This window comes from Microcoleus sp. (assembly GCF_041354475.1).
Taxonomy (GTDB): domain Bacteria; phylum Cyanobacteriota; class Cyanobacteriia; order Cyanobacteriales; family Microcoleaceae; genus Microcoleus.
The window spans coordinates 1-25,923 of the sequence record NZ_JBGJZU010000087.1; the positions used below are offsets into that span (position 1 = coordinate 1).

The 25,923-nt window shown below is 46.0% G+C and carries 24 protein-coding genes; 6 read left to right on the forward strand and 18 right to left on the reverse strand.

All coding sequences use genetic code 11. The features are described from left to right. From ACBR23_RS24170 to nadD, 15 genes are all read right to left on the reverse strand, one after another. Positions 1–572 (reverse strand): tetratricopeptide repeat protein (locus ACBR23_RS24170; RefSeq protein ID WP_371119269.1); only part of this gene is annotated, 572 nt, incomplete at its 3' end. A gap of 51 nt (positions 573–623) precedes the next feature. Beyond that, complete coding sequence (locus ACBR23_RS24175; protein WP_371119270.1) at positions 624–1,619, reverse strand: GDP-mannose 4,6-dehydratase; 996 nt, start codon at positions 1,617–1,619, stop codon at positions 624–626. 57 nt (positions 1,620–1,676) lie between these two features. Continuing rightward, the gene (locus ACBR23_RS24180; protein ID WP_371119271.1) at positions 1,677–2,339 is read right to left on the reverse strand and encodes a class I SAM-dependent methyltransferase; all 663 of its coding nucleotides are present in this window, start codon (positions 2,337–2,339) and stop codon (positions 1,677–1,679) included. Further along, entirely contained in the window at positions 2,340–3,398 is a 1,059-nt protein-coding gene (locus ACBR23_RS24185) for a phosphotransferase (RefSeq protein WP_371119272.1), read from the reverse strand. After that, positions 3,395–3,997: a hypothetical protein gene (locus tag ACBR23_RS24190; protein ID WP_371119273.1), complete on the reverse strand. Its 603-nt coding sequence runs from the start codon at positions 3,995–3,997 to the stop codon at positions 3,395–3,397. The genes ACBR23_RS24185 and ACBR23_RS24190 overlap by 4 nt, the downstream gene beginning before the upstream one ends. Positions 3,998–4,000: 3 nt before the next feature. Then, on the reverse strand, positions 4,001–4,468 hold the full coding sequence (locus tag ACBR23_RS24195; protein WP_371119274.1) for an LIC12192 family sporadic carbohydrate cluster protein: 468 nt from the start codon (positions 4,466–4,468) through the stop codon (positions 4,001–4,003). Continuing rightward, a complete protein-coding gene (locus tag ACBR23_RS24200) occupies positions 4,461–5,267 on the reverse strand; it encodes a sporadic carbohydrate cluster 2OG-Fe(II) oxygenase (protein ID WP_371119275.1) in 807 nt (268 codons plus the stop codon). The genes ACBR23_RS24195 and ACBR23_RS24200 overlap by 8 nt, the downstream gene beginning before the upstream one ends. A gap of 21 nt (positions 5,268–5,288) precedes the next feature. Further along, on the reverse strand, positions 5,289–6,236 hold the full coding sequence (locus ACBR23_RS24205) for a transketolase family protein (RefSeq protein WP_371119276.1): 948 nt from the start codon (positions 6,234–6,236) through the stop codon (positions 5,289–5,291). Beyond that, positions 6,233–7,048, reverse strand: a complete 816-nt coding sequence (locus tag ACBR23_RS24210; protein ID WP_371119277.1) for a transketolase — start codon at positions 7,046–7,048, stop codon at positions 6,233–6,235. The genes ACBR23_RS24205 and ACBR23_RS24210 overlap by 4 nt, the downstream gene beginning before the upstream one ends. 2 nt (positions 7,049–7,050) lie before the next feature. Continuing rightward, complete coding sequence (locus ACBR23_RS24215; protein WP_371119278.1) at positions 7,051–8,040, reverse strand: NAD-dependent epimerase/dehydratase family protein; 990 nt, start codon at positions 8,038–8,040, stop codon at positions 7,051–7,053. Between the two features lie 196 nt (positions 8,041–8,236). Continuing rightward, entirely contained in the window at positions 8,237–8,857 is a 621-nt protein-coding gene (locus ACBR23_RS24220) for a D-glycero-alpha-D-manno-heptose-1,7-bisphosphate 7-phosphatase (RefSeq protein WP_371119279.1), read from the reverse strand. A 2-nt stretch (positions 8,858–8,859) separates the two neighbouring features. Further along, complete coding sequence (locus ACBR23_RS24225) at positions 8,860–10,407, reverse strand: PfkB family carbohydrate kinase (protein ID WP_371120912.1); 1,548 nt, start codon at positions 10,405–10,407, stop codon at positions 8,860–8,862. A gap of 303 nt (positions 10,408–10,710) precedes the next feature. Further along, on the reverse strand, positions 10,711–12,744 hold the full coding sequence (locus tag ACBR23_RS24230) for a hypothetical protein (protein WP_371119281.1): 2,034 nt from the start codon (positions 12,742–12,744) through the stop codon (positions 10,711–10,713). Between the two features lie 754 nt (positions 12,745–13,498). Next, positions 13,499–14,518 carry a type I glyceraldehyde-3-phosphate dehydrogenase gene (locus tag ACBR23_RS24235; protein WP_340518956.1) on the reverse strand — a complete coding sequence of 340 codons (1,020 nt, stop codon included), beginning with the start codon at positions 14,516–14,518 and terminating at the stop codon, positions 13,499–13,501. A gap of 150 nt (positions 14,519–14,668) precedes the next feature. Next, the gene (gene nadD / locus ACBR23_RS24240) at positions 14,669–15,481 is read right to left on the reverse strand and encodes a nicotinate (nicotinamide) nucleotide adenylyltransferase (RefSeq protein ID WP_371119282.1); all 813 of its coding nucleotides are present in this window, start codon (positions 15,479–15,481) and stop codon (positions 14,669–14,671) included. Positions 15,482–15,907: 426 nt separating this feature from the next. Between nadD and murC the strand changes: the two genes are divergently transcribed. The 4 genes from murC to ACBR23_RS24260 all read left to right on the forward strand — a co-directional run bounded on the left by murC (position 15,908) and on the right by ACBR23_RS24260 (position 19,792). Next, positions 15,908–17,464 (forward strand): UDP-N-acetylmuramate--L-alanine ligase, encoded by a 1,557-nt coding sequence (gene murC, locus ACBR23_RS24245; RefSeq protein ID WP_371119283.1) that lies wholly within the window; start codon positions 15,908–15,910, stop codon positions 17,462–17,464. A 152-nt stretch (positions 17,465–17,616) separates the two neighbouring features. Further along, entirely contained in the window at positions 17,617–18,573 is a 957-nt protein-coding gene (gene murB / locus ACBR23_RS24250) for a UDP-N-acetylmuramate dehydrogenase (protein WP_371119284.1), read from the forward strand. A gap of 220 nt (positions 18,574–18,793) precedes the next feature. After that, a complete protein-coding gene (locus tag ACBR23_RS24255; RefSeq protein WP_340518952.1) occupies positions 18,794–19,141 on the forward strand; it encodes a YbaB/EbfC family nucleoid-associated protein in 348 nt (115 codons plus the stop codon). A gap of 171 nt (positions 19,142–19,312) precedes the next feature. Further along, positions 19,313–19,792, forward strand: coding sequence for a low molecular weight protein-tyrosine-phosphatase (locus tag ACBR23_RS24260; protein WP_340521300.1), 480 nt, complete (start codon positions 19,313–19,315; stop codon positions 19,790–19,792). Between the two features lie 217 nt (positions 19,793–20,009). Here ACBR23_RS24260 and ACBR23_RS24265 read toward each other — a convergent pair whose 3' ends face one another. Both ACBR23_RS24265 and ACBR23_RS24270 read right to left on the reverse strand, forming a co-directional pair. Beyond that, positions 20,010–20,720, reverse strand: a complete 711-nt coding sequence (locus ACBR23_RS24265; protein ID WP_341737369.1) for a response regulator transcription factor — start codon at positions 20,718–20,720, stop codon at positions 20,010–20,012. Between the two features lie 78 nt (positions 20,721–20,798). Continuing rightward, complete coding sequence (locus ACBR23_RS24270; protein ID WP_371119286.1) at positions 20,799–22,391, reverse strand: glucose-6-phosphate isomerase; 1,593 nt, start codon at positions 22,389–22,391, stop codon at positions 20,799–20,801. A gap of 233 nt (positions 22,392–22,624) precedes the next feature. Between ACBR23_RS24270 and dusB the strand changes: the two genes are divergently transcribed. Continuing rightward, positions 22,625–23,638, forward strand: a complete 1,014-nt coding sequence (gene dusB, locus ACBR23_RS24275; protein ID WP_371117737.1) for a tRNA dihydrouridine synthase DusB — start codon at positions 22,625–22,627, stop codon at positions 23,636–23,638. 89 nt (positions 23,639–23,727) lie between these two features. Then, a complete protein-coding gene (gene argF, locus ACBR23_RS24280; protein WP_371117736.1) occupies positions 23,728–24,648 on the forward strand; it encodes an ornithine carbamoyltransferase in 921 nt (306 codons plus the stop codon). 443 nt (positions 24,649–25,091) lie between these two features. Here the strand turns inward: argF and ACBR23_RS24285 are convergent, their stop codons facing one another. Beyond that, positions 25,092–25,676 carry a Uma2 family endonuclease gene (locus ACBR23_RS24285; RefSeq protein WP_341737366.1) on the reverse strand — a complete coding sequence of 195 codons (585 nt, stop codon included), beginning with the start codon at positions 25,674–25,676 and terminating at the stop codon, positions 25,092–25,094. Between the last annotated feature and the right edge of the window lie 247 nt (positions 25,677–25,923).

The window sequence follows — 25,923 nt, forward strand, 5'->3', positions numbered from 1 at the left end:
GCTTGTACGAATCCCGGATTGATTTCTATCGCCCGTTGGTAAGCAGTAATAGCTTCGGCTTCTCGCTTGAGTGTCACCAAACTATTGCCCAATTTTGCCCAGATGTCACTGTTATCCGGTTGCAGTTTCAGCAAATTCTGATAAGCTGCCACCGACTCAGGATTTAGCTCGATCGCCCGCTGATACATTCCGATCGCCCGATCCAAATCTACCTGACTTCTCTGCCGCAGCGCCTCTGCCAAACTCGATTGAATCTCAACTTCATCGGGACTGTTCTCGATCGCCCTTTGATAACAAACAATCGCATCATCCAACCGCCCCAACTTAGTTAGAGCTTCCCCTTGATTGTAATATATCCAAGCCGACGAACTAGGGTTAAGTTCGATCGCCCGACTGTAAGCATTAACCGCCTCATCCCATCGGCCAACCTTAAGCAAAACATCTCCCAAATTTGGGTAAGACCAATAAAAATTGGGTTTTTCCTCAATAGCAGAGCGATAAGAAGCGATCGCCTCTTCCAATCTCCCTTCCTGCTTTAGTTTGTTTGCCGCGTCAAAATAGCTTACAGTCATTGCTTGTCTCCGGCTTCCCTCAACCGTTGTTAATAATACAGTGATTTGATACTAAGGTTTATGAACATATTCTAAAGACTGCTGCTCAATCTCATCCCAAATTTCCTCCACCCATTTTATCACACGAGCAACTCCATCGTTCAAAGAAATCTCCGATTTCCATCCGAGTTCAGTCCGAGCCTTAGTAGAGTCTATTACATAGGCAGCATCCTGCCCCAATCGTTCGGCAACAGTCTCCGTTGACTCAGCAAACGAGCGATTCATCGCTTCGCAAATAGTTTGCACCACTTCGCGCACAGCATAGCCCCGATCGGGTGACAAATGATAAATTTCCCCCACTTTGCCTTTTTCCATCACCGCTAATTCTCCCCTAGAAACATCGCGAATATGGATATAAGACTTGACTGCGTGCCCGCCACCGTGCAACTGAATCGTTTTACCCAGCTTCAGGTAAATTGCCGATCGCGGAATAATTTTGAAGAGCTGCTGATACGCTCCATACACATTGGTAGCACGAACTGTCACCAAAGGAAACTGGAAATTTTTATAATAAGTAGACAGCAGCATATCCGCCGCCGCTTTAGAAGCAGCATAAGGCGTAGAAGGATTCATCGGAGATAATTCTGTCACATTTCCTTCACAAGTGCCGTACACTTCAGGAGAGGAAATGTGAACGTAACGCTGCAAATATTTCCGGTCTTTTAAGTGGTTGATTAATTGAGCTAATGCTACGGTATTCGTTTGAAACCAGTGATCGGGATGCACCCAACTGGGAGCAACCTCACTTTGAGCAGCAAAATTAACAATATACTCCGGTGCAAACTCGTCAAGTGCCTGTAATATCTGTGGCATATCCCCGTTAAAGTCAAATTGATGAAACTTAAAATTCGGGTTTTTATGGCGCAGATACGGTAAAAAAAGCGGTTCTTTCTCGGCAGAACGGCTGATACCCACAATTTCATTTTGACTGTCTTCTAGAAGCAAGTCAACGAAATCGCTTCCTGAAAAAGAATTGCTACCAAGCACTGCTATTTTGCGCGGACTCATTATTACCCCTGATTATTCGCTGTTTTGTTGACTTTCTCACCGAGTGAATTTTTGCTCTTACTCAAAGTAAATAAAAGAGTAGTCGCCCGTATAGCCGCAATGGTCAAACCACCAATGCCACTCATCAGGCGTATAGAAACTTTCACAAGTAAGCTGCCAGTAAAGCAGATTCGCTTTTTCGGCTTCGTTCCTATAGGACTCTACCACAATATATTTGTTCCCCTTGCCTACTCTTTCAATTTCCCGGAGAGCTCGGTCAAGCTCAAAACAATACAAATTGTGCAAAGTATTGATAGAAATCACTAAATCAAAGCTGTTGTCTGCAAATGGAAGTTCCGTCGCGCTGCACGCTTTCAAAAACGGGCGCACTTCTTCTGGGGCGTGAGCAATCCCGTATTCGGAAATATCAATACCGGTTACTTCGACTCCGGGTAGAGCTTGTGTAAAATCGTACAGTAAAAAAGCCTTGCCGCACCCAACATCTAAAATCCGATCGCCCGGTTTCAAATTGTAGTGCTCAACTATTGCATCTGCAACAGCCCGCCAGCGACCATCATATTTATAACCACCGTAGCCAACTTTGCGATCGCCATCCCAATAATCACGATCGAATTTTTTAGCAAGCTTAGCCGCTTCCGCCTTGGGAAATTCATTCACGCGCCCCAAATAATCGCGCTGAGTTTTTTTGTGAACTGCTGATAAAAAGTCAATATAAGCCATTTAAAATTCCCTGTTTTGTTGCAGGTTCTCAAGAGCGCGACGAGCCTTTTGCAATTGTACAGCTTTGCGTGCTTCGCGATCGGCAACTTGCCCCGCAAAACTTCGCCTTTGGCCGGCCACTGGCAAAAAGTCATTGAGCAGAATACAACACCACTTAACTCGATAAACAGGCAATAAAATCGCCATCCGCTGTCGGTGTTGTTCGGGTTCTGACAACTCAGAAACAACCGCTTCCACAAACTTAGAATAGTAATTTAAAGGCACAGGAACCGCCGGTTGGCAAAAAAAGTCGGAAACCATTTTACCAGGATCGTCCCACCCTGCATACTCAAAATCGAGAAAGCGTAATTGCCCAGAATCGCTCAAAATAGCGTTGTGAAACCCAAAATCCGATGGAGACAAACACCGGTCTAAAGGTGCGATTTCTGCTTCTAACTTTAGATTCCACTGATTCGCTTGTTCGATTGCGCGCGATCGCACTGCGCTCCAAACTTCCAACAATTGGTTGTGAATAAAGTCTACAGCAGAGCGATCGCTCTCGGAAGATGCTGCGACTGTTTGCAACCTGACAATGCGACGTTCAACACATTGCAGATGTTCTTCAAGAGTAAAACAAGCTTCCGATGCTTGAGGCAGAATTTGAGCTTCGGTAACTTGCTTGTAACGGTTTATTTCCCGATAGAAATTAAGCGCTTGCTCAACCGTTGCTGCGGTGACATCCTGCGGTTCTAGTCGCCTTCCCCGGACAAACTCATATAAACCTAAACCTTTTTGGCGATCGCACGCCAACGGTTGAGGTAAAGCCCGCACCCCATTCTCCCAAGCAAACTGCGAAAAAGCAAATTCCGTACCCAAACGGTCTCTGCGATCGCCCGGATGTTGAAAATAAACCTTCAACAAAAAACTTGAACCATCCGCAGCCACGCGGAAAACCCGGTTATTCCCGCCACCTGTCAGAGGATCAAGTTCCACCTCGCCACCCAATCCCGCCACCGCCATCAACTCAACGGCTGCTTGCTGAAGCTGTTCTAAACTCAGGGAAACCGCTTCAGTCATCATAAAATTAAGGCCTCGATTTCCGACCAAGAGGAACTGTGACGAAACGGATGTCCCGTGGGATGGTGGTTCTGGGGGTCAAAGAGGATGCGATCGACTCCGGCGGGAAACCCCGACTCTCCCAAAAATTCCGGCAAATCATCGATAAAATGAGTGCATTGCTGCTTGGCAATCCGTTCCAGCTTTTCCTGTTTAGTCAGTTCAAAGTACACTCGATCCGGGGACAAATTAATCCGATCGCGATCGTAAAACCCTTGACTTTGCAACCATCCCTGTGCTGCTGCGTGCAAATCGTATTTGGGGCCCAAATAAGGGTAGCGCGTCTTGTGGCTGACAATACAGACATTGACTTTTTCCCTAACGCAACGGGTAAAAAATTCCAGTACGCCTGGAAACGGGTCAGCTTCTTTCATGCGATCGCCATAAACGTAACCCTGCATCTGAGTCCAAGCATCTTCCTTCCCGCACTGGCGCAAATAATCCCGCACTTGGCCTTTACTGACAGGAACTTCTGGGGGAATTAATCCCTGTTCGAGGGCCACTCGGTGGAACAAGCCGTCATAACAGACGATCGTGTTGTCAAAATCAACTCCAATTAACATTGCTCACTCCACACTCATAGCTGCTCGAAAAAAGTTGTTTAGTTTTGGGTCTTCTGACTTGTGATAATAACCCCCCATTGGTGTATGAGGTAAAGTTAAGACCACCTGCATCATTGTTTCAAAATCGTCGATATCGCTGCGATCTTGCAGTACCATTTCTTCCAAACCTGCGTGTAACTCGCATCCAGCACCTAAAATGCGATCGTATATTTCCAATCGCGACTTGCTTTTTTGGGGCAGCATAAACAGGCTGAATAGTATGAGGCCCTCTAGTTGTGGCAGTTCTGCCAAGACATCGTAGAACATCATATAACATCCGGGCATCGCGTATTCAGTTGCACTGAGTTTGTAATCTAAATTATGCCGTGTGGCGTAGTCCCGAACCACCAAGTTTTGCACGCGGTGCGGGTAATTCAATCCCCGTACTGGACGGCTCGTAATGTAACCGCGATAACCTGATTTCTCACTCATCAAACCCCCCAGGCATGGTAAATTTCATCCCGATTTTCGAGGCGGCACGCACGGCGATCGGTGCGAAATATTCCCCCAGACGTTTATCAGAGTATGGTGTAAATAAACCTTTAAATCGAATATTCATAGACCATCTGCTTGTAGATTCTTGGTTGATTCGATTGCCGTGCATGACAGTAGGAGTAAACAAAACAACCTTGCCGTAGGGAACTTCTAACCATTTTAGTTCTGGCTCGACTGCCTGATAAAGACTTTCGGTTCCTGCCCCGGCAAATTCCTGTACTTTTTGTCGCCATTTAGCATCAGCATCAGGCGGTAAAATAAACATACTCTTTGTCCGATAGCAATCTACTAATGGAATCCACAATACTACTTCAAATGGGGAACATTCCGAACCCCAACTATCAGAATGCAGGGGTAATAAAGAACTGTTATCGCCGGGAATTTGAATGCTTAAACCGATATTGCGCTGCATCACCAATTCGTTGCCGACAAGGGTTTCCACTAGGGAACGAGCGCAAGAGAAATATGCTTCCCTAAACCAAGATTCGGCCATTAAACCTGATATGATATGCAGGCGAAAATAGTTGAGTTTTGCGACAGGTAATACAGAGACAATTTCATCTAAAAATACTCCGGGATCGATCGGATATGGCACTCCTAAAAAATTAGTTGCTAAATCTACTGTTTTGTTTCGGATTCGCTCCAAGGCAGATAGATTTTCGCAGGGCTGGATGATATAGCCATTTTGAATGAAAGCAGCACTTAAGTCTGTTTCTATTTTTTCTAGGAAGTCCATATCTTTCGATCCTGTGTTTTTTTATACTTTCACCGGCTTCGGGGCGATCGCCCGATACATCTGCAAGGTTTTGTCGGCGATCGCCTCTGGGGTGAGGCCAAAATACTCGCGAGCATACTCTTGTTCTCCCGCTGCGTGCAGGAACTTGTCTGCAACTCCAATTCGCAACAAACGAGCTTTTTGATGGTCGCGATCGCTCAACCACTCAGCCACAGCCCCTCCGAGTCCACCGATGATACTGTGTTCTTCCACCGTCGCCACTAGCCAAAACTGCGAAAAAACCCGATCGAGCAATTCTCGATCCAAAGGCTTAACAGTGTGGAAGCTGACAACTTGGGCAGAAACTCCCTGTTTGCCAAGCTCGTCTGCTGCTTCCAACACATTCGGTAGCAGATTGCCGGTACTCAGCAAGCAAACGTCACTTCCGGGGCGCATCACGATTGCTTTGCCGATTTCAAAATCAGGCATCCCCTCATGAACAAGCGGCTCACCTTTTTTGCCCATGCGAATATAAGCCGGGCCATTTTGTTGCAAACAAGCTCGCATGGCGGCCCGAACTTCCCAAGCGTCACCCGCACAGATTACCGTCATGTTTGGCAGCATTCGCAGTAAAGCAATATCTTCACAGGAATGATGAGTAGCGCCGTTTCCGGCATAGGACAAACCCGCCCCAACTCCCACAACAATCACTGGAACATTGTGATAGCAAACATCAACTCGAATTTGTTCAAAACAGCGAGTAGTTGTAAACGGCGTAATCGTGTAAGTAATCGGTCTCAGCCCGCACATTGCCATACCAGCCGCCACGCTCATCATGTTCGCTTCGGCAACTCCACAGTTATAAAAGCGATCGGGAAAACGATCTTTATATTTATCAAAAAGCCGATTGCCAATATCGCCAGATAACAAGACAACCCGATCGTCTTCCGCCGCGATTTCGCTCAGTTCCGCCGCAAATTCATTTCTCATACAAGTTGGAGTTCCACTTTAGCTTTTTCAACTTCTTCAGCAGTCGGAACGCGGTAGTGCCAATTGTTGTCATCTTCCATAAAAGAAACGCCTTTTCCTTTCACAGTATGGGCAACAATAGCAACCGGTTTACCGCTACCATCAGGCACGTTACGCAAAGTATCAACCAATGCTTTCATATCGTGACCGTCTAATTCATAGGTACTCCATCCGAAAGCTTCCCATTTTTGTTTGAGAGGATGAAGAGCCATGATTTCGTTGCTGCGCCCAGTAGCTTGCCACTTATTGTAATCAACGATCGCAACTAAATTATCTAGTTTTTGAGCAGGAGCAAACATCGCCGCTTCCCAAACAGAACCTTCATTGCATTCGCCGTCACTCAGGGTGACAAACACGCGATAAGAGCGCTTTTGAATACGACCGGCTAAAGCCATTCCTATCCCTACGGACAATCCGTGTCCGAGGGAACCCGTTGCTACTTCTACCCCCGGTACGCATTTCACGCTGGGGTGTTCTGGCAAGTTGCTACCCTCTTGGGCATAGGTATCGAGTAATTCTTGCGGAAAAAATCCAGCTTCCGCGAGGGTGGCGTACAGTGTTGTTGCTGCGTGTCCTTTACTGAGGATAAACCGATCGCGATCGGGATTTTCAGAATCCTGGGGATCGATTTTCAAACTTCCCCAGTAAGCTGCTACTAAAATATCGGTACAGGATAGGGAAGAACCTAAATGGGCAGTCCGAGCTTTGTGGGACAGTTCTACAATTTTGCCCCGAATTTTTCGGGCTTTGGCTTCAAGTTCTGGAATATTCATCTTTATTTTAAACTCAGTCCTTGCATGGTCTTAATATTGTAATAAAGGCTATCCGTCATCGGATTGGGAATCAAATCTGCTTGAAAAGCCTTCACCAAATCCTGCACAGCATCTTCAATTGTGTGCTGCGGCACAAACCCCAGTTCTCTCTTAATCTTCTCCGATGAAATGTGATAAGAGCGGTTGTCATTGGTCGGCGTGCTGACAATCTCTACTTGTTTTCCTACCACATTTCGGACCATTTGAGCAATTTGCATCACCGTATGATTTTCATAACCCGCGTTGAAAATCTTGCCGTCGATCGCATCATCTGGCAATTCCAGCGACTTGATATAAAGGTCGGTCATATCCTCGATGTGAATGTTTGGCCGCTTCTGTTCGCCACCAAACACCGTAATTTTACCATTATTAACCGCGTGGTTAGTCAGAATATTCACTGTCAAATCCAGCCGCAAACGAGGGGAATAACCGCAGACGGTTGCCGGGCGCAGAATCAAGGTAACAAACCCCGGTTCGCGGTTTGCCAGCAATACATCCTCGCACATTGCTTTATACTTGGAATAATCTGTTAACGGTTCTAGTGGCAGTTCTTCGCTAACATTTTCGGTTTCTTTGATGCCGTACACGCTGGAAGAAGAAGCATAAATAAACCGTTTGACACCGCTGTTTTTGGCGACATCTACTAAGTCAACAAAAGCATCGTAGTTAATCGATTTACCGAGGTCTGGATCTAATTCAAAACTCGGATCGTTGGAAATGCAAGCTAGATGGATCACAGCATCGCATCCGGGTAGAATTTTTTCGAGGAGTGGGCGATCGCGAATATCTCCTTTAATCTCTTCTAGCCCTGGATGATCTTTGACGGAGGATAGAACATCTTCTCCATAGATGTACAAATCCACAACCTTCACTCGATATCCAGCTTGCAGGAGTTTAGGGACTAGAACAGCCCCCACATAACCCGCTCCGCCTGTGACTAAAACTTGTTGCATTTGATTCACCCTAAATTCCTCAATTACTTTCAACTTGGTAGTCCTGGACGCATGGGGGCCTAGAAACCGGGTTTTTTCACGAAAAACTTTGTTGGATCATCGCAGATTCGATAAAAAACCCGGTTTCTGACCACCCGTGGGGGCGAATAAACCCTTGACTGCCTTTCTTCCAGATTTCTAATATTAATTATCCCAGTTAATGTGTTACGTTAAACTTTTTTAACTGCGGATAATTACTCTCATTTGAAATTAAATTAATAATTTCTGGCATTGATGAAACTACGGTTATTTGCTCGGAAAATGGAGATTTAGACAAGTCTTGCTGTTCCTGTATTCCATAGCCAGTTTCAACCAGAAAAGCTTTCATACCCAACTGCAAACCAGGCTCTACATCCCTGAGTCTATCCCCGATCGCCCAGCATCGCGTCGGGTCTAAACTATGGTCGGCGATCGCTTGGAGAAATAACCCAGGCGACGGCTTGCGACACTCACAAACATAACTATACTTGATAACTTGACCTTGCGGGTGATGGGGACAGTAATAAAATTCTGCGATCGCCCCGGTCGCAGCTTCAGCATCCCGCCGCATTTTATCATTAACTGCCTCAACTGCCTCCACTGGGAAATAACCCCTAGCCACTCCCGATTGATTAGTCACCACCAATACTGAGATGTCCAGAGTCTTGAGGAATTTTAGTGCCTCCAGCACTCCTGGAATCCACTCAATTTGGTCGGGGTGACTGAGGAAGTGGCTATCTTCAATGAGAGTGCCATCGCGATCGCACAAAATTGCTTGCGGTTTGCTAAAAAATTGCATCTCTATACCTTTAAAACAGTAGTAGCAAATTTCAACAACCTAGCTTTTTCTACTGGTTCAGCATTCCCTAGAGTATTAGCTGAAATCGCCCCAGCCAAATTCCCCAGCAGCGAACCAACTGCGATCGGCAATTCCAACTTCGCACTCAAGCTAGCCAGAGCAAAAAACGCATCACCAGCCCCAATTGTATCCTTCACCGCCAACGTCATTGCCGGACTCACATCTTCTTCTCCTTTAGCATTCATTCCCAAGGCTCCCGAAGAACCCAAAGTCAGCCATCCTTGTTGAGCATCTAGATGCTGGAACAAGCCTTTAAGCAGATAATTGTGGTCTCCGTAACGGCTAGAAAAAGCTAAACGTAGTTCTTGTTCGTCCAAGCAAAAAACATCAGCTCGGCGGTACTTAGTAATTAAGTTATAGCCGTAATTTGCACTGTTTGTTTGGCAGTTTAAAGCTAAAAATGGAGATTCACTTTGAACCAAATCCATGAGTTCAGCATCTAGCAATCCATGTCCGTAATCTGCAACCACCACCAGATCATAATCCCGAATCGTTTTCCGTAAACGATCTAACAAATTTTGCCGCTGACTGGGAGCAGGTCCTTCTTCTTGCAGCTCATTAATAGAAAACAGCTTGCTGTAATTATCCCTCATTCCCTGCCGCTCAATGTAACGACGTTTAGTGACCGTGGCTGCACCATTTTCATATTGCAAATCTAGCCGAATACCGCCATTTATATTATTCAAAATCAAGCTGTGAATGTCTGGTTCATTTCCCACCACACCAGCCACAGTTACAGAGTCTACAAAACTAGCTATGTGGCGAGCAATAGCCAAAGAACCCCCTAGATGCTGCTCTTTTTTCAAAAAGCGAGTCGAAATAACTCTGCCTTTAGAAGTCAAACCCTGCACTGTACAGTGAACAAATTCATCAATAATTACGTCCCCCAACACTAAGACTTTGAGCTTTTGCATCGCATCAACGCCCTTCCGAATTGCCTCAAAAGGGTGTTGCTGGGTTAATTGAATGGCATAGCTTTTGATATGTGGTGGCAACACATCGGTGTAGTTATTCAGCAGCTTCGTTGAGCTAAAAACAATCTCGCCTGTATAGCGAATTTCTCCGCCGTAAGCTTGAACTCGATCGGCTTCCCGGTCAATATTTTTAGTAACATCTTGACTGTGGTCAGCATATTCGTGACCTTTGCAGTAAAAATTTGGCTGAACTCGATCGAGTACATCTAAAGCTGTGGCAACAGGAGCCAATAACACATAGTCTACACAAGCTAAAGAGGCAAGAGAATAAAGTCGCAAATCGTCCGAAAAAACCGGTCTCCCAGGGCCTCGGTTGACATAAGGAGCTGCGGTAATGGAAACTACCAAGACATCTCCCAAAGCTTTGGCTTCTTGCAAATGGGCAATGTGACCTGGGTGAAGCAAGTCAAACACCCCATGACAGAGAACTATCTTACGATTCTGCTCTCGGAGATTAGCAAGCACGTCTTTACAAGTTTCAAAATCAAGATATTTTTCTGTGTTTTTTGTCAGCATCTGTGAACTAAATTGTGTAATTTCTAACTCAGACAGGCTTGCCACCATACAAGACTCGATCATCCCAGTTTTTATAAATATACCAGGTGATGTTCGCGATCGCCCGTCTACAAACTTGGGTCTGACATGAACTAACTTTGTTCACCCAAACCGCAGCAGGTTTTATTGATGCGACACTATCCCTGAACACTTTTAATCGCCGAGCTACAAACAGACTATATAATGCCCGTCTTATTAGATCTTTCAAGTGGCTATTTTAAACAGAAGACTAGGATTTAAGACTAATGTTCCCGCCACCTGAACCTAGATCCGCCCTACTTGGGTTTTAACAGCCAGAACACGCTGGATCAATTCTTTCCATTCCAGCGAATTGCTCAAGGAGTTCGTATCAAAATACTCACCTTTTTCTAAAGAAAAGCGACCAAAATTTTCTAACCAATTCATTACTGTTTCTGTTCGTGAGAAAGGCGTACAATTCAAGGATTTCTGTAAAGAACGAGACATTCCAGTCCTATCGTTGTTGCGATAAGCATACCAGGCTTCCCAGACTAGAACGCCGTACTGCACCTGATTGCTTTGATCTGGATTTTTGACCGTATTTTCCTCAAAACGCGATCTCTCTAATTCCCCCGCAGTTTGGTGCAGTTGTGACTGAGACTGTTCCAATGCTTGCCGAGTTTGATGGTGTTCGGCTTGGGATAGTTCCAAGGCTTGCTGAGTCGAGTGCAGTTGTGACTGAGACTGTTCCAATGCTTGCCGAGTTTGATGGTGTTCAGCTTGGGATTGTTCTAATTCTTGCTGAGTCGAGTACAGTTGTGACTGAGACTGTTCCAATGCTTGCCGAGTTTGATGGTGTTCGGCTTGGGATTGTTCTAATTCTTGCTGAGTCGAGTACAGTTGCGACTGCGACTGTTCCAATGCTTGCCGAGTTTGATGGTGTTCGGCTTGGGATTGTTCTAATTCTTGCTGAGTCGAGTACAGTTGCGACTGCGACTGTTCCAATGCTTGCCGAGTTTGATAATGTTCGGCTTGGGATATTTCTAATTCTCCCAGAATTTGATGGTGTTGGGTTTGGGATAGTTCCAATTCTTCCTGAATTTGATGGAGTTGAATTTGTATTAATTCACAATCTTCCTGAGCCTGGTACATTTGCGACTCAAATCGATCGCGATCTTCCTGAGCTTGATAAAGTTGAGCTTGGGTTAATTCCAACTCTCCCTGAGTTTTGTAAAGTTGTGACTGGGATATTTCCAAATCACTTTTAGTTTGATGTAGTTGGGGATGAACTTTTTCCAATTCTTCCTGAGCTTGATATAGTTGCGCCTGCAATCTATCGCACTCCTCCTGAGTTTTATAAATCTGAGCTTGCGCGAGTTCCAATTCTCCTTGAACGGGATAAATTTGACCTTGGACTACTTCTAACTCTTTTTGAGTTTGATTCAATTGGGTCAGAGATTGCTCTAGCTCTGCCTGAGTTTGATATAATTGCGATTGTGACTGCGCCAACTCTCTTTGACTCTGATGCAGTTGGGCTTTACACTGTTCAAACTCTCTCCGTTGTTCGTAGGTCATATGGTAATATAAATCTGTTGGTTCTACATTTAAGTTAAGATTAAAGTCGCTTGAAACCTTGGATAATTCTATTATTGCAATTGAATTTGCCTGTGACCAAGGCCATCCGTATTCGCTATCCCTAAGTTCGAGAACATCTACTTCTCTCCAAAGCATATAATGCTTATCGTCTGCTGTTTCTCTATCTATTAGCTTTAAATAGTTGGCGGATATGGCATCTTTCGGAATGGCATATTTTTTCCATAAAACCTCTAAATACTCTTTGCTAAACTGAATGTACCATTCTGCATCTGTAAGTCTGCCAAAAGGAACGGTTATCAAGGCTTTTCCATTCATAGCCAGCAGATCGTATATTTTGGCGATCGCCTTCAACGGACCTTGGAGATCGCGCGCCTCGGTTTTTTCGCCATAGCCTCCCGAAGGATCTTCGGCTTGCCCTATGTGTTCTACACTGGAAATTGATACTATTGCATCATATTTTTCCGCTGAGGGCAAGTCCATCAAATCTTCATTGTCTACACCGAGGTCTACTTCAAATTTATCTATAATTCGTCTCGTTCTCACACCCATATTTTCGCTCAATGAGTTCTCATAATGAGAGAGTACGTTGCCCACTTCTAGGATTTTTTGAGTATTTTCCAGATTGGCAATAAAATCAAAGGCGATAGAAATTTCTACGGCTCTTTCTGTCGGATTATTAAATTTAATCCGATTGTAATATAGCTCTTTACCTTTAAAAGTAAAGGTTCTTGTCCACTTACTCATTTTTTCCTCAAAATGCAAACTCTCAAGTTATCTGACACAGCTAACGATGAAAATATGGACTACTGGACAGTAGTATCAAATTTAGCGTTCAACCAGTGATTATAGTTAGTAATTTCACCACAACTTAATAAAAGTTAGCGTTCTTACTCCATATTTTCACCCCATCATATTGGCTCAAATTCCTCGACGATCGCGCGAAACTCCACCCAACGGAATTGCTAAAACTCCCATTCGCCCTAGGGCAACCTACTGCCAAAATTGTTTTCCAGAAACCTACCACAATTTCGAGTCCGTTTTGCCCTCGCCCCCAATGAACTGCCATCACCACCCACGAACATACCAGACCGCAGGCCCTCTCAGGATGTTCCCACATGGATTCTATACAAACTTTCCTTTGCCTCCGCAGACAAGCCAGATGTCACTGGTTCCCAGGCTCTTCCGGGAAACCCATGTCTAGAGGTCTTGCCTAGCTTGGATCTGCCCCAATTTCGAGGCAGAGCCTCTGGTTCTGCGTTACCAGGCAGAGCCTGGTAACGAGTAGACGAGTAGACGAGTAGACGAGTAGACGAGTAGAATGAAACCACCCCCCCCTGCCCCCCCCAAGGGGGGAGATAGGAAGGGGGACTTTGACTTCTTCTAGTCCCCCCCAAGGGGGGAGATGGGAAGGGGGACTAGGTTTGACTTTAAGTTGTCACCAATTGGCAGAGCCTGGTAACGAGTAGAGGGAGTAAACGAGTCGAAACAAGTCAGGCTTCTAGCCTTCCCATCTTTGGGCGACTAATTCAGCCAAGTCAACAACTCGCTGACTGTAGCCCCATTCATTGTCGTACCAAGCCAAAACCTTTACCATGTCGCCATCCATCACTAGGGTCAAGCTGGAATCTAGAATGGAAGAAGCATCACTGCCTCGATAGTCGCAAGAAACTAAAGGTAAATCGTTGTACTCCAAAATTCCTTTCATGGAGCCTTCGGCTGCTTCCTTGAATACTTGATTTACTTGCTCGGTGAAGGTCTTTTTCTCTACCTGAGCGACGAAATCAACTACGGACACATTGGGAGTGGGTACGCGCATGGCAATCCCATTTAGTTTGCCTTTCAATTCTGGAATCACCAAAGCCACAGCTTGAGCAGCACCAGTAGATGTCGGCACAATATTCATGGCAGCCGCCCGTGCCCGCCGCAAGTCGCGGTGGCTAGCATCCAGCAAGCGTTGGTCGCCTGTGTAGCTGTGGGTAGTGGTCATCATGCCCTTGACGATGCCAAAATGTTCGTGGAGCACTTTCAGCACTGGAGCTAGACAGTTGGTGGTACAGCTAGCATTGCTGATGACTGTGTAGTCACTGTGCTTGTAGTTATGGTGGTTGACTCCCATCACGTAGGTTCCCACTTCTGGGCCTTTGCCAGGAGCGGTGATCAGCACTTTTTTAGCGCCGGCGGTGATATGCTTTGAGGCTCCAGCTTGGTCTACAAACACGCCTGTTGATTCAATAATCAGATCGATACCCCACTCTTTCCAAGGCAAGTTTAGGGGATTGCGATCGCTCACGCATTTAACTGTCTTGCCGTTAAGAGTTATGGAATTTTCATCGGCACTGATGTCCACACCCTTCAACGTTCCCATCATGGAATCGTATCTCAACAAGTGAGCATTACTTCGGGGATCGGAAGTGTCATTAATAGCTACCAACTCTAGTTCGCTGTTTTCTCTGCCCAGCCAGCAGCGCGCAAAACTGCGCCCAATACGCCCAAAACCATTGATCGCGACTCGAATCACCTTAGTACCTCCTAACGATGGCAGCCCCTAATTTAGGGTAAAATTTTGGAAAAATTTAAGAATTGACTATGAAACAAGATCATACCGCAAAGGCCGATCCTTTCTAACTTTTTGTCTATAATGAACAATCAGTTAAATCCAGTTATAGTGTCAGCTCTGGTAAAGCTGATGGTTAACAATATAAGTCCTTACGGCCTCTGGGACTAAATGCCCGATCGCTCGACCTTGACTACAGTAACGACGGATGGCAGTGGAAGAAACTTCGATCGCAGGCATAGCCAAAACCTGCCAGCGAATCTGCACTCCCCTCAGACTCATTTTTTGGGCTACCACAGCACAAACTGTATTTGTCTCCAGCATCTTGTCCGCGGCAGCATCCATCGACACTTCCGTCTGCAACTCCTCAAATCCCCCTGTCCGGCGTCCCGCCACCAACCACTCACACAACCGCCCAATTTCCCCACACCGCGGCCATTTGGGTAAAGTTTGGAAAGCATCAGCACCAATAATCCAGTAGAGCTGAGCCTCTGGATACAAATTTTGCAAATACAGTACAGAGTCGATCGCCCCCGCCGCAGAGGGATTGGTATCTAGGGGTAAAAGTCCAAAATCCGGTCGCTGTGCTGTCGCCAGAGCTACCATTTCCCGTCTTTGTTCAAAAGTTGCCAAAACACTGTGCAGCTTGTGACCAGGAGTGCGATCGACCGACCAGACTACGCGATCGAGACCAAATTGACAGACGGCTCTGTTAGCCATCCACAAATGCCCCCAATGCACCGGATCGAAAGTCCCCCCCAAAATCGCTACTTTTTCCATACAAAGTGGTAGTCTTGGTAAATCTTTGTGGGTTTCACCCCACATCGGGCGTAAAAATATCGCGGGGCCATTGCTGCCGTATCCCAGCACAGCAAGAGGATGGGTAAAAAATATACAGGAATATGCGGAGGATGCGTAGCTAGTCAAGAGCTCTGTCGCTAGTAGTTAAACAGTCTTAAGGTAACAGAGTCAGTGCTGCTAGCCGTGCGCAAGCTCACTAAACTTTGGCGAAGCTAACTTTACCCGAAAGGGATTGGAGACAATCATATCTCCGCAGAGGGGCAACCATACCCCTCTACCCCGCAAGGGGAAAATGTAAAGCCGTCCACTGAAGGCGATGCACTCAGCTTCGCCGAAGTGACTGGGTTTCTACCCAATTTTCTGATGACTGTTCCGGAAATCTACTCGGTACCAAGTCATATAGGATACAAGAAAAGTATCTCTACCAATCCCAAAATCGAGGGACTAGCAGAGAATTTTGTACAAAAATATATAGCGAAATGTATCCTGAAAAAACAATTCTTGATATCATATCGCGTGTGATTGGCGTGGTGTGGTGCGTGAGGAGCGAAAATGCCGAGTTCAGTTGATTTCAGTGGTAAACCATTTCATTTCATCGGCATTGGTGGAATCGGAATGTCAGCCCTTGCCTATATTCTAGCGAAACGTAACTTGCCTGTGTACGGTTCGGATATTAAATCGAGCCACATAACTGAGCGCTTGCAAGGAATGGGAGCTCATATTTTTTGGGGTCAAGACGCTAGCAATTTTGAACTATTTCAAAAGCCGACACTTGACCATAGTCCCGCAGGTCAGCCTCCAGACAAACCCGTATCCTCCGTAGGGGAAAGTTGGGTAGGGGCTTCTGTGGCGACAGCCGAAGCTCTCCCATCCCATGGGAGTGACCAAAGAGCTAGGTCGGTACTGGGACTGCCCCAAGTAGTATGTTCGACGGCAATTCACCAGGGAAATGCCGAATATATAGCTGCTTTAGATTTGGGCTGTCCGATTTTTCATCGATCGGATGTTTTGGCAGCCTTGATTCAAGATTACCAAAGTGTTGCCGTAGCAGGTACTCACGGTAAAACTACCACTAGCAGCTTAATCGGTTTCATGCTGATGACCGCCGGTCTAGACCCGACCATAGTCGTAGGAGGCGAGGTAAATGCTTGGGAAGGGAATGCTCGCTTGGGGGATGGCCCCTACTTAGTGGCGGAGGCTGATGAATCCGATGGTTCCCTTGTCAAGTTGGTAGCCAAAATTGGCGTGGTGACAAATGTGGAACTGGATCATCCAGACCATTACGATACCCTCGACCAGGTAATAGACACATTTAAGGTGTTTTCCCAAAACTGCCAAACTTTGGTGGGCTGCATTGATGACCAAATTGTCAAAGACTGCCTCCAACCAAATATTACCTACAGCTTGCAGCCAGATAGCGGTGCTGACTACACGGCCGATGATGTCCTGTACGGTGCCGACAGTACCAGGGCTCGGATTTGGGAACGTGGAGTTCTCCTGGGGGAAATGGAGTTGAAACTGCTAGGCAAACACAATCTCAGCAATGCCCTAGCGGCGGTAGCAGTGGGTCGATTGTTGGGGTTGGATTTTGCGGCGATCGCCTCTGCGATGGCTGGCTTTGAAGGGGCACGCCGCCGTTTTGAAGTGCGGGGTTTTCACAATGACATCCTGTTTGTGGATGACTACGCCCACCATCCTAGCGAAATTCGTGTCACCTTGGCTGCTGCTAGGTTGCGTATAGAAGGTAGCGAAGTAAATCCTAAATCGGGAAGAGTGGTTGCCATTTTTCAACCTCACCGTTACAGCCGGACTTTGACTTTTTTGCCAGAATTTGCCCAATCTTTTACTGATGCTGACTTGGTGGTTACTTGCGAGATTTATAGTGCTGGGGAACCCAATTTAGGACAAATTAGTGGGCAAATGGTGGCTGATTTAATTGCTAAAGAAGGGCAACAGGTGGAGTTTCAGGCTTCCTTGGAATCAGTAAGTAAGTTTTTAACCCAAAGTTTGCAACCGGGGGATTTGGCTCTATTTTTGGGTGCTGGAAATCTCAATCAGATTATTCCAGAGGTGATGGCTTTTTATCAAGCAGCCGATCGCCCGCATTAGCTAGCTCCCGTGGGATCGAAGGACTTTCATGGCGGTGCAGATAGTACCGAAACTTCTGTGTGCCTAGTAGTTCTTTTCCTACTCACAAAAATCAATCAATAAATAGACTCTCAACCAATTGTTTGCTAGAAGGTATTTTAAGGAATTTCAAAATGGTGACTATCTCGAATGACTCCTCTGTTAAGGGCAATCGGCGAGTTTATTCTCCTATTTCTTTGGGGGGAACTGACTGCAAGATTAACTCTCAAGTGTCTTTGGCGAGCATGACTTCCTTCCGAGTCGGTGGGCCAGCAGAATGGTACGTTGCTCCCCGCAGTATAGAAGCTTTGCAAGCCAGTTTTGCCTGGGCTGACTCGGAGGGGTTGGCTGTGACTCTACTGGGTGCCGGTTCTAATCTGTTGGTGAGCGATCGGGGTTTGTCCGGTTTGGTCGTCGGTACTCGATACTTGAAACAGGTGAGTTTTAATCCCGAAACAGGTCAAGTAACTGCCGGGGCTGGGGAATCTATTCCCCGTCTCGCTTGGTTGGCTGCTAAACGGGGCTGGAAAGGCCTGGAATGGTCTGTGGGTATACCGGGGACTGTGGGAGGTGCTGTGGTGATGAATGCCGGGGCACACAGGGGCTGTACAGCGGATATTTTGGTGAATGCTCGCGTTCTCTCACCAAGTGGTAAGGTAGAAATTCTGACTCCCCAAGAGTTGGGCTACCGCTATCGGACTTCGGTGCTGCAAGGGGGCGATCGACTCGTAACAGAAGCCACTTTTCAGTTACAGCCGGGATTCGATCGATCGGCTGTAATGGCAGAAACTAACAATAATTTCAGCCAGCGACGGACGAGTCAACCTTACCACTTGCCTAGCTGCGGTTCTGTTTTCCGCAACCCCAGTCCGAAGGCGGCAGGCTGGTTAATTGAGCAAACTGGACTGAAGGGATATCAAATTGGCGGGGCTCAAGTAGCTCAACGCCATGCTAATTTTATTCTTAACTGTGGGTCGGCAACGGCTAATGATATTTTTCAAGTGATCCGCCACGTTCAAGAGCAAGTCCAAGAGCGGTGGTCGCTATTGTTGGAGCCAGAAGTTAGAATACTGGGAGAGTTTCCGTTATAAAGCGGGCACGATCTTAAGTTAGGGATTACGTACGGTCGGGCAGATCGAAACTTGGGTGGAAACCCTCAACGCTTGTGGAGAGGACGATCTCTACTGATGCTGGAGAAATTCTGTGTCAGCAAGTCGCCTCAACGAATCAAGAATCTCAGTGTCTTTACACATGAGAGTGCCAACAAGTACCAACGGCACACTGTTTTTAATTGAGCATCGCTGAGTAGTTATGACACAATCTGGAAAAGGATTTGGCTTCGGCCTGGGCAAAATGAAAGAACTAACTGAAGCTTTCAAGAAAGCTCAGCAGGTTCAAGAAGGAGCTAAGAAGCTTCAGGAAGAGTTGGATCAAATGGAAATTGAGGGAACTGCCGGCGGTGGCCTGGTTAAAGTTTTTCTCAGCGGAAACCAAGAACCCCGTCGGGTGGAAATCTCCCCTGATGCGCTTGGTGAAGGTGCGGATGTGGTGTCTGAACTCGTCACGGTGGCGATGCTGGATGCCTACACTAAGTCAACCATGACGATGCGGGAAAAAATGGAAGAACTGACTGGCGGACTGAATCTCCCCGGTTTCTAAGTGATTAGTCAGTAGTCAGTAGTCTTGTGACTAATGACTACTGACTACTAACTTGTTCATGGTTCATGGGGAATCGCGAATGGGGAATCGCGAATGGGGAATCGCGAATCCACCAATAACCAATAACTACTGACCACTGACCACTGACTAATGACTACTGATTGCTGACTAATGACTAAATTATTATTTGTGTGCTTAGGAAATATCTGCCGATCGCCTTCTGCAGAAAATATTATGAATCATTTGATTGAAAAAGCGGGTTTGGGAGACCGCATTACTTGCGATTCTGCTGGAACCGCAGGCTATCACATTGGCAGTCCTCCTGACAGTAGGATGGCAGTGGCTGCAAAGAAACGGGAGATTGAATTGTTAGGTGCAGCCCGCCAATTTCAAAGGAAAGATTTTGAGAATTTTGATTTGATTCTGGCGATGGATCGGGAAAATTATCGGAATATTCTCGCTCTTGATAACACTGGAAAATATAAAGAAAAAGTGCGGTTGATGTGCGATTTTTGCCATAAATATGACTTGAAGGAAGTCCCCGATCCTTATTATGGTGGACCGGAGGGATTCGATCGCGTCATCGATTTGTTGCTGGATGCTTGCGAGGGCTTGTTGGAGTATTTGAAGAAGTCATATCAAATCCGGTAACATCGGAATTATTCATCTCTCTTATCTCCCTCTGTGTTCTCTGCGTTCTCTGTGGTTAAATCATTCCGATGCAGCCGGAAACGATATCAGAAGTCAGCAGTCAATAGTTATTAGTTATTAGTTATTAGTTATTAGTTATTGCCGTCGCCAGCCAGCGAAGTCGAAGGGTTATTTGTTATTGGTGAGGAATTCCCAATTCCCAATTCCCAATTCCCAATTACCAATTCCCCACTAAATGGTGTTCCATCGCAAAACGAACCAGTTCTGCACGATTGTTGCTTTCGGTTTTTCTGAACAAGCTGCTGACGTGCTTTTCCACGGTTCGGGGACTGAGGTGGAGCTCAAGGCCTATTTGAATATTAGACAGACCTTCTGTGAGTAAATTCAGCACTTGTTGCTCTCTTTGGGTCAAATTCGGTGAATTTTGGGTAAAAGAAGGGCGATCGCCCCTTTCTGACTTTTGAGTCAAAAAATCTAATTCTCCCGTCTCCTTGACTTGGTGGCGCTGCTGTGTGGTAACAGTTTCTCTCTGGGAAGGCAACGCTTGGGCAATCAGAACGTATCTATCCAACAAAGAGCGAATTACCACTCCCAACTCATTGAGTTCAAAAGGCTTGGCCAGATAATTGTCGCAGCCCATTTGATAGCCCCGAATTCGCTCCTGAGAACTCGTCCGTTCCGTCAAAAAAATCACCGGTAGCAAGCGGAAGGCTGGACGAGTCCGCACTCGCCGCACGAACTCGTAGCCGTCCATTTCAGGCATTGTAATGTCGGTAACAATCAAATGCGGCTGAAATTCCTCTACTAAGCCGAGAGCTTCTTTGCCGTTTTCAGCAGGGATGACCGAATAACCCAAAATTTCCAGGTAATCGTTAATCGACAAGCGAGTCGCAAAATCATCATCAGCAACCAGGATTGTCAATGGCATGGGGGAACTTAAAAATTAAACAGTGAGCATTAAAAATTAAAAATGACTAATTTCACTTTTAATTTTTAATTTTACTGGTTAACTTCCTTTATAGCTTGTAGTCAAAGTAGCAGGTTGCCCAAAATTACCTTCCAAAACAACACCTCGACCATTAGCAGCCAAATGGCGCACAATTTGGTAAATTGTCTCAATTTGCTCTGGCTTGCCGGCTTTTTTGGCTAGTTCGGTGACAGACAGAGGAGTTTCCGACTGTTTGAGAACTTCCAGTACCTGTTTTTGCAAGTCTAATACAGCAGCGGCAGCTTTTTTGCCTGCTTCGACACCTGGTTGGTGATAGGCGTTGACATTCACCAAGGAACCGTAAAAACCTACGGCTCTTTCGTACAGAGCAATTAATGCTCCTACTGTGCGAGGATTTACTTGAGGAATGGTGACAGTAATCGAATCTCGTTGATTTTCCGACAAAGCTTGTCGAGTTCCCTGGAACAAACCCGACAAATAATCTCCCGATGTCACCCCGGTTTCCACCTCTGGAGAAATGCCTTGCCTGTCTTGCAAAACTTCAATAAATGTGAGGAAGAAATTCGGGACACCTTCTCGCAATTGTTGGACGTAGGCGTGTTGGTCTGTTGTGCCTTTGTTGCCGTAGACTGCTATGCCTTGATAAACTGTGTTGCCGTCTAAATCTTTCTCTTTCCCTATAGATTCCATGACTAATTGCTGCAAATAGCGACTGAACAATAGCAGGGAATCTTTGTAGGGGAGAACTACCATATCTTTTTCGCCACGTCCGTTGCAGGCAAAATACCAACTCATGGCTAAAAGGGCGGCGGGATTGTGTTTAATTTCGGTGTTTTTGGTGGCTTCGTCCATGACTTTAGCACCGTCGAGCATTGCCGAGATGTCAATGCCTTGCAGAGCTGCTGGCAAAAGTCCGACTGCGGAGAGTTCGGAAGTTCTTCCTCCTACCCAATCTGCCATGGGGAAGGTGGTAATCCAGCCTTCTGATTTGGCTAATTTGTCTAGTTGGCTGTCTACTCCGGTGATGGCTATGGCTTGTTTGGCAAAGTCGAGTTTTTGGGCGGCGAAGGCTTTTTGCACTTCGATCATGCCGTTGCGGGGTTCGGGGGTGCCGCCGGATTTGGAGATGGTAATTACTAGGGTGCTGACGAGTTTGTCTTTGATTTGGTTGAGGATGCGATCGATTCCTGCCGGGTCAGTGTTGTCGATAAAATGTATGGCTAGGGGCGGAATGTCTGGGGATAAAGCTGCGGAGACAAATTGGGGGCCGAGGGCGGAACCACCGATGCCGATCGAGATAATATCGGTAAATTGGGGAGCGAATGGTGGCTTGATGTCGCGGCTTTGAACTTTCTTGACAAATGTTTCTATTTGTTGTAGCGTCTGGACTATTTCTTGTTTGAGTTCTGGGGTGGGGGCGATATCGGGGTTGCGGAGCCAGTAGTGGCCTACCATGCGGTGTTCATCGGGATTGGCGATCGCCCCTGCTTCTAAAGCTGTCATGTCTTTGAAAGCTTTGTCAAATTTGGGTTTCATTATAGTGACGAAAGCGTCGTCGAAGCTCATGCGGCTGATATCGAGGTAAAGTCCCAATCCAGAGTGATAGTAAAGCCAGTCTTGATAACGTTGCCAGAGTGCTGTGGCATCCATAGGAATTCTCTACAATTTTTTTAATGTTCGATCGGCATCATCGGGAATCAACCAATTGTAGTTCAAAACTCACATCTTGTCCTTGTTTCCGTCACAGACTGAACTGCCTGTTCCACAAACAGTGAATTTCTTGTGGGTATGGTATTCGTTTTTTACTTTTTCAAGTATAAATACTTAATGTTGTACAATATACAGATATTAGAATTCAGTTCCTATCTCAGAAACAATCGACTATGCTTACTCTCTCTCCAGAATTACAAAAAAGATTAGCAACTCCTCTGAAAATCGGCGATTTTGAAGTCAACAGTCGGGTGCTGCAATCGCCGTTGTCGGGTGTTACAGATTTAGTATTTCGCCGCTTGGTGCGCCGCTATGCACCGGATTCAATGATGTATACCGAAATGGTGAATGCTACGGGTTTGCACTACGTCAAGCAACTGCCGAGAATTATGGAAGTTGACCCGAATGAACGCCCGATTAGCATTCAATTATTTGACTGTCGCCCAGATTTTTTGGCAGAAGCGGCACAGAAGGCAGTGGCAGAAGGGGCGGATACAGTTGATATTAATATGGGCTGTCCGGTTAACAAAATTACTAAAAATGGTGGCGGTTCTTCCTTGCTACGAGCTCCAGAGACTGCTGAGGCAATTGTGCGGGCAGTTGTGCAAGCTGTAGATGTTCCTGTGACTGTCAAAACTCGCATTGGTTGGACGGACAAAGAAATTAATATTTTGGATTTTGCCAAACGGATGGAAGATGCGGGAGCAAAAATGATTACTGTCCATGGTCGAACTCGATCGCAAGGTTACAACGGCCAGGCAAAATGGGAATGGATTCGTCGTGTTAAGGAAGTTTTATCGATTCCTGTGATCGCCAACGGAGACATTTTTTCTGTTGAGGCGGCGATACGCTGTCTGGAAGAAACAGGGGCGGATGGAGTGATGTGTTCGCGGGGAACTTTGGGCTATCCTTTCTTGGTGGGAGAGGTGGATTATTTTATCAAAACTGGTGTGGAAAAGATAACTCCGACACCAATTGAACGGCTCGAATGTGCTAAGGAACATTTGCGGGCTTTGTGGGAATATAAGGGTGACAGCGGTGTGTCTCAAGCGCGCAAGCACTTAACCTGGTATGCTAAGGGCTTCCCTGGTGCTGCGGAATTGCGGGGCTTGTTGGCGGTAGTAGAAACGGTGGAACAAGGTTGCGATTCGATCGATCGCGCGATCGAGCAATTACCCGCTATTTGAAACCAGGGAAACCTCGTGGGAACAAAAACAAAGCTCGGCTCTGCGGGCGCAGATTTAACGTATAATTGAAAACTCGTGTGGGGGTAAATATGGACTCATTAAAAGGGCGAGATTTATTAAGTCTAGCAGATTTAAGTATTGACGAATTAACTTATTTGTTAGACCTAGGTGCGAGCCTGAAATCGGGCATGGTGAAGCTGAAACGAAATAAAGTTCTCGGCTTGTTATTTTCTAAAGCTTCAACGCGCACACGGGTGAGTTTTACGGTGGCAATGTATAAATTAGGAGGTCAAGTTATTGACCTCAATCCTAATGTTACTCAAGTCAGCCGTGGGGAACCTTTGGTGGATACAGCCAGAGTATTAGACCGATATTTGGACGTTTTAGCGATTAGGACTTTCGACCAAAAGGATTTAGTAACTTTTGCTAATTATGCAAAAATACCTGTAATTAATGCGCTGACTGATGACGAACACCCCTGTCAAGTATTGGCGGATTTAATGACAGTAAAAGAGTGTTTTGGGAAGTGGGAAGGGGTGACTTTGGCTTATTTTGGCGATGGCAATAATATGGCGAATTCGCTGATGTTGGGCTGTGCAATGATGGGGATGAATGTGAGAATTGCTTGTCCTCAAGACTTTAGGCCAAATCCTGAGATTGTGGAAAAGGCAAAGGCGATTGCGAAGGGAAAGACAGAAGTGACTGTGACTGCTGATGCCAAAGCTGCTGCTAAGGAAGCTCAAGTAATTTATACTGATGTTTGGGCAAGTATGGGACAGGAAGAGGAAGCGACAAGCAGGATTCCTTTGTTTGAGCCTTATCAGGTAAATGAAGAGTTGGTGGAGTTAGCAGATCCGAATGGGATTGTACTGCACTGTTTGCCGGCGCACCGAGATGAAGAGATTACGGATGGGGTAATTGAAGGGAGTCAATCGCGGGTTTGGGATCAGGCGGAAAATCGGATGCACGCTCAGCAAGCTTTGCTGGCGGCGATTCTCGAAAGCGATTAACAACAGAAAGCAGAAGAGAAGAATCAGAGGAAAGCCAATCTCTCTATCCCAACCTCTTCTCTCTCTGCGCCAAGAGCGCCCTCTGCGGTTAATACAAAAAAATCTAATTCAAAAATAAATATAGCAGTCCTAAATGAGTCGCAAGTTTTTTACCCCACCCCAACCCTCCCCTTAGTAATATCAAATCCGGTAGCATCTGAATTATTCATCTCTCTATTCTCTCCCTCTGTGTCCTCTGTGTTCTCTGCGGTTAAATCATTCCGATGTAGCCGGAAACGATATAAGGGGAGGGAGTAAGAAATTCACAAATGATTTAGGATTGCTATAGCAGTCCTAAATGAGTCGCAAGTTTTTTACCCCACCCCAACCCTCCCCTTAGTAAGGGGAGGGAGCAAGAAATTCACAAATGATTTAGAATTGCTATAGAATTGCTACAGCCGTTTTCAATTCGATCTAATTGGTGGCAACATTTCGGGAATTGCGATATTGACAGCCGGAAAATGCAGCGGTGAAATCCTCCCATTTTCCCCAAGAATCAATTCGCTTTGATACCCATTTTCAGCAGGTTCTCGAAAAACATGAAGTTGCCGATCGTTCACATTTAATACCCAATAATCGGCAATTCCCGATCGCGCGTAAATTTTCGCTTTAACTTCGCGATCGTAAGTTAAGCTGCTATCTGCTACTTCGATAATCAGATATACCTCTGAAGGAGTTGGATGGTGAGTCGCATAATCCAACGGATCTATTATTACTAAAGCGATATCCGGTTCAGGCTCAGAATTGTCGTCGAGGGCGATCGGATCTTGGGTATAAACAGCAGCCCGATCTCCCAGAAGATTGCGCAGCACGCTAGCAGTACGTCTAGTGGCTGAAGTGTGAGCAGTTCCTTTTGCACTCATTTGGATAATATTTCCTTCAATTAATTCCACTCGCTCCTCTGGGTTAAAAAATCCTATTTCTCCCAGCTTGTGATATTCTTCAACTGTCCATTTGCGGAGCGTGAAAGGGGCTTCTGTGATGAGCATAGTTCCCTCACTAAATTTATAATATGATGTGGAATAATTTAATTGTAGCTTAACGGGTTCCCAGGCAGAACCTGGGAACCGATGTCAGCGAGGCTCTTCCTCGTTTGTCGAGTAAAATGGGAGATGATACTAAACGGCAGTTTCATAGACTTTTCCTGACATTAAAGACATCAGGTCCAAAAAACACGGTGTTCTTGTCGCAATCGCTGTCTGTAACTGGTAAAATAAGTATCAATGTTGGCACTCC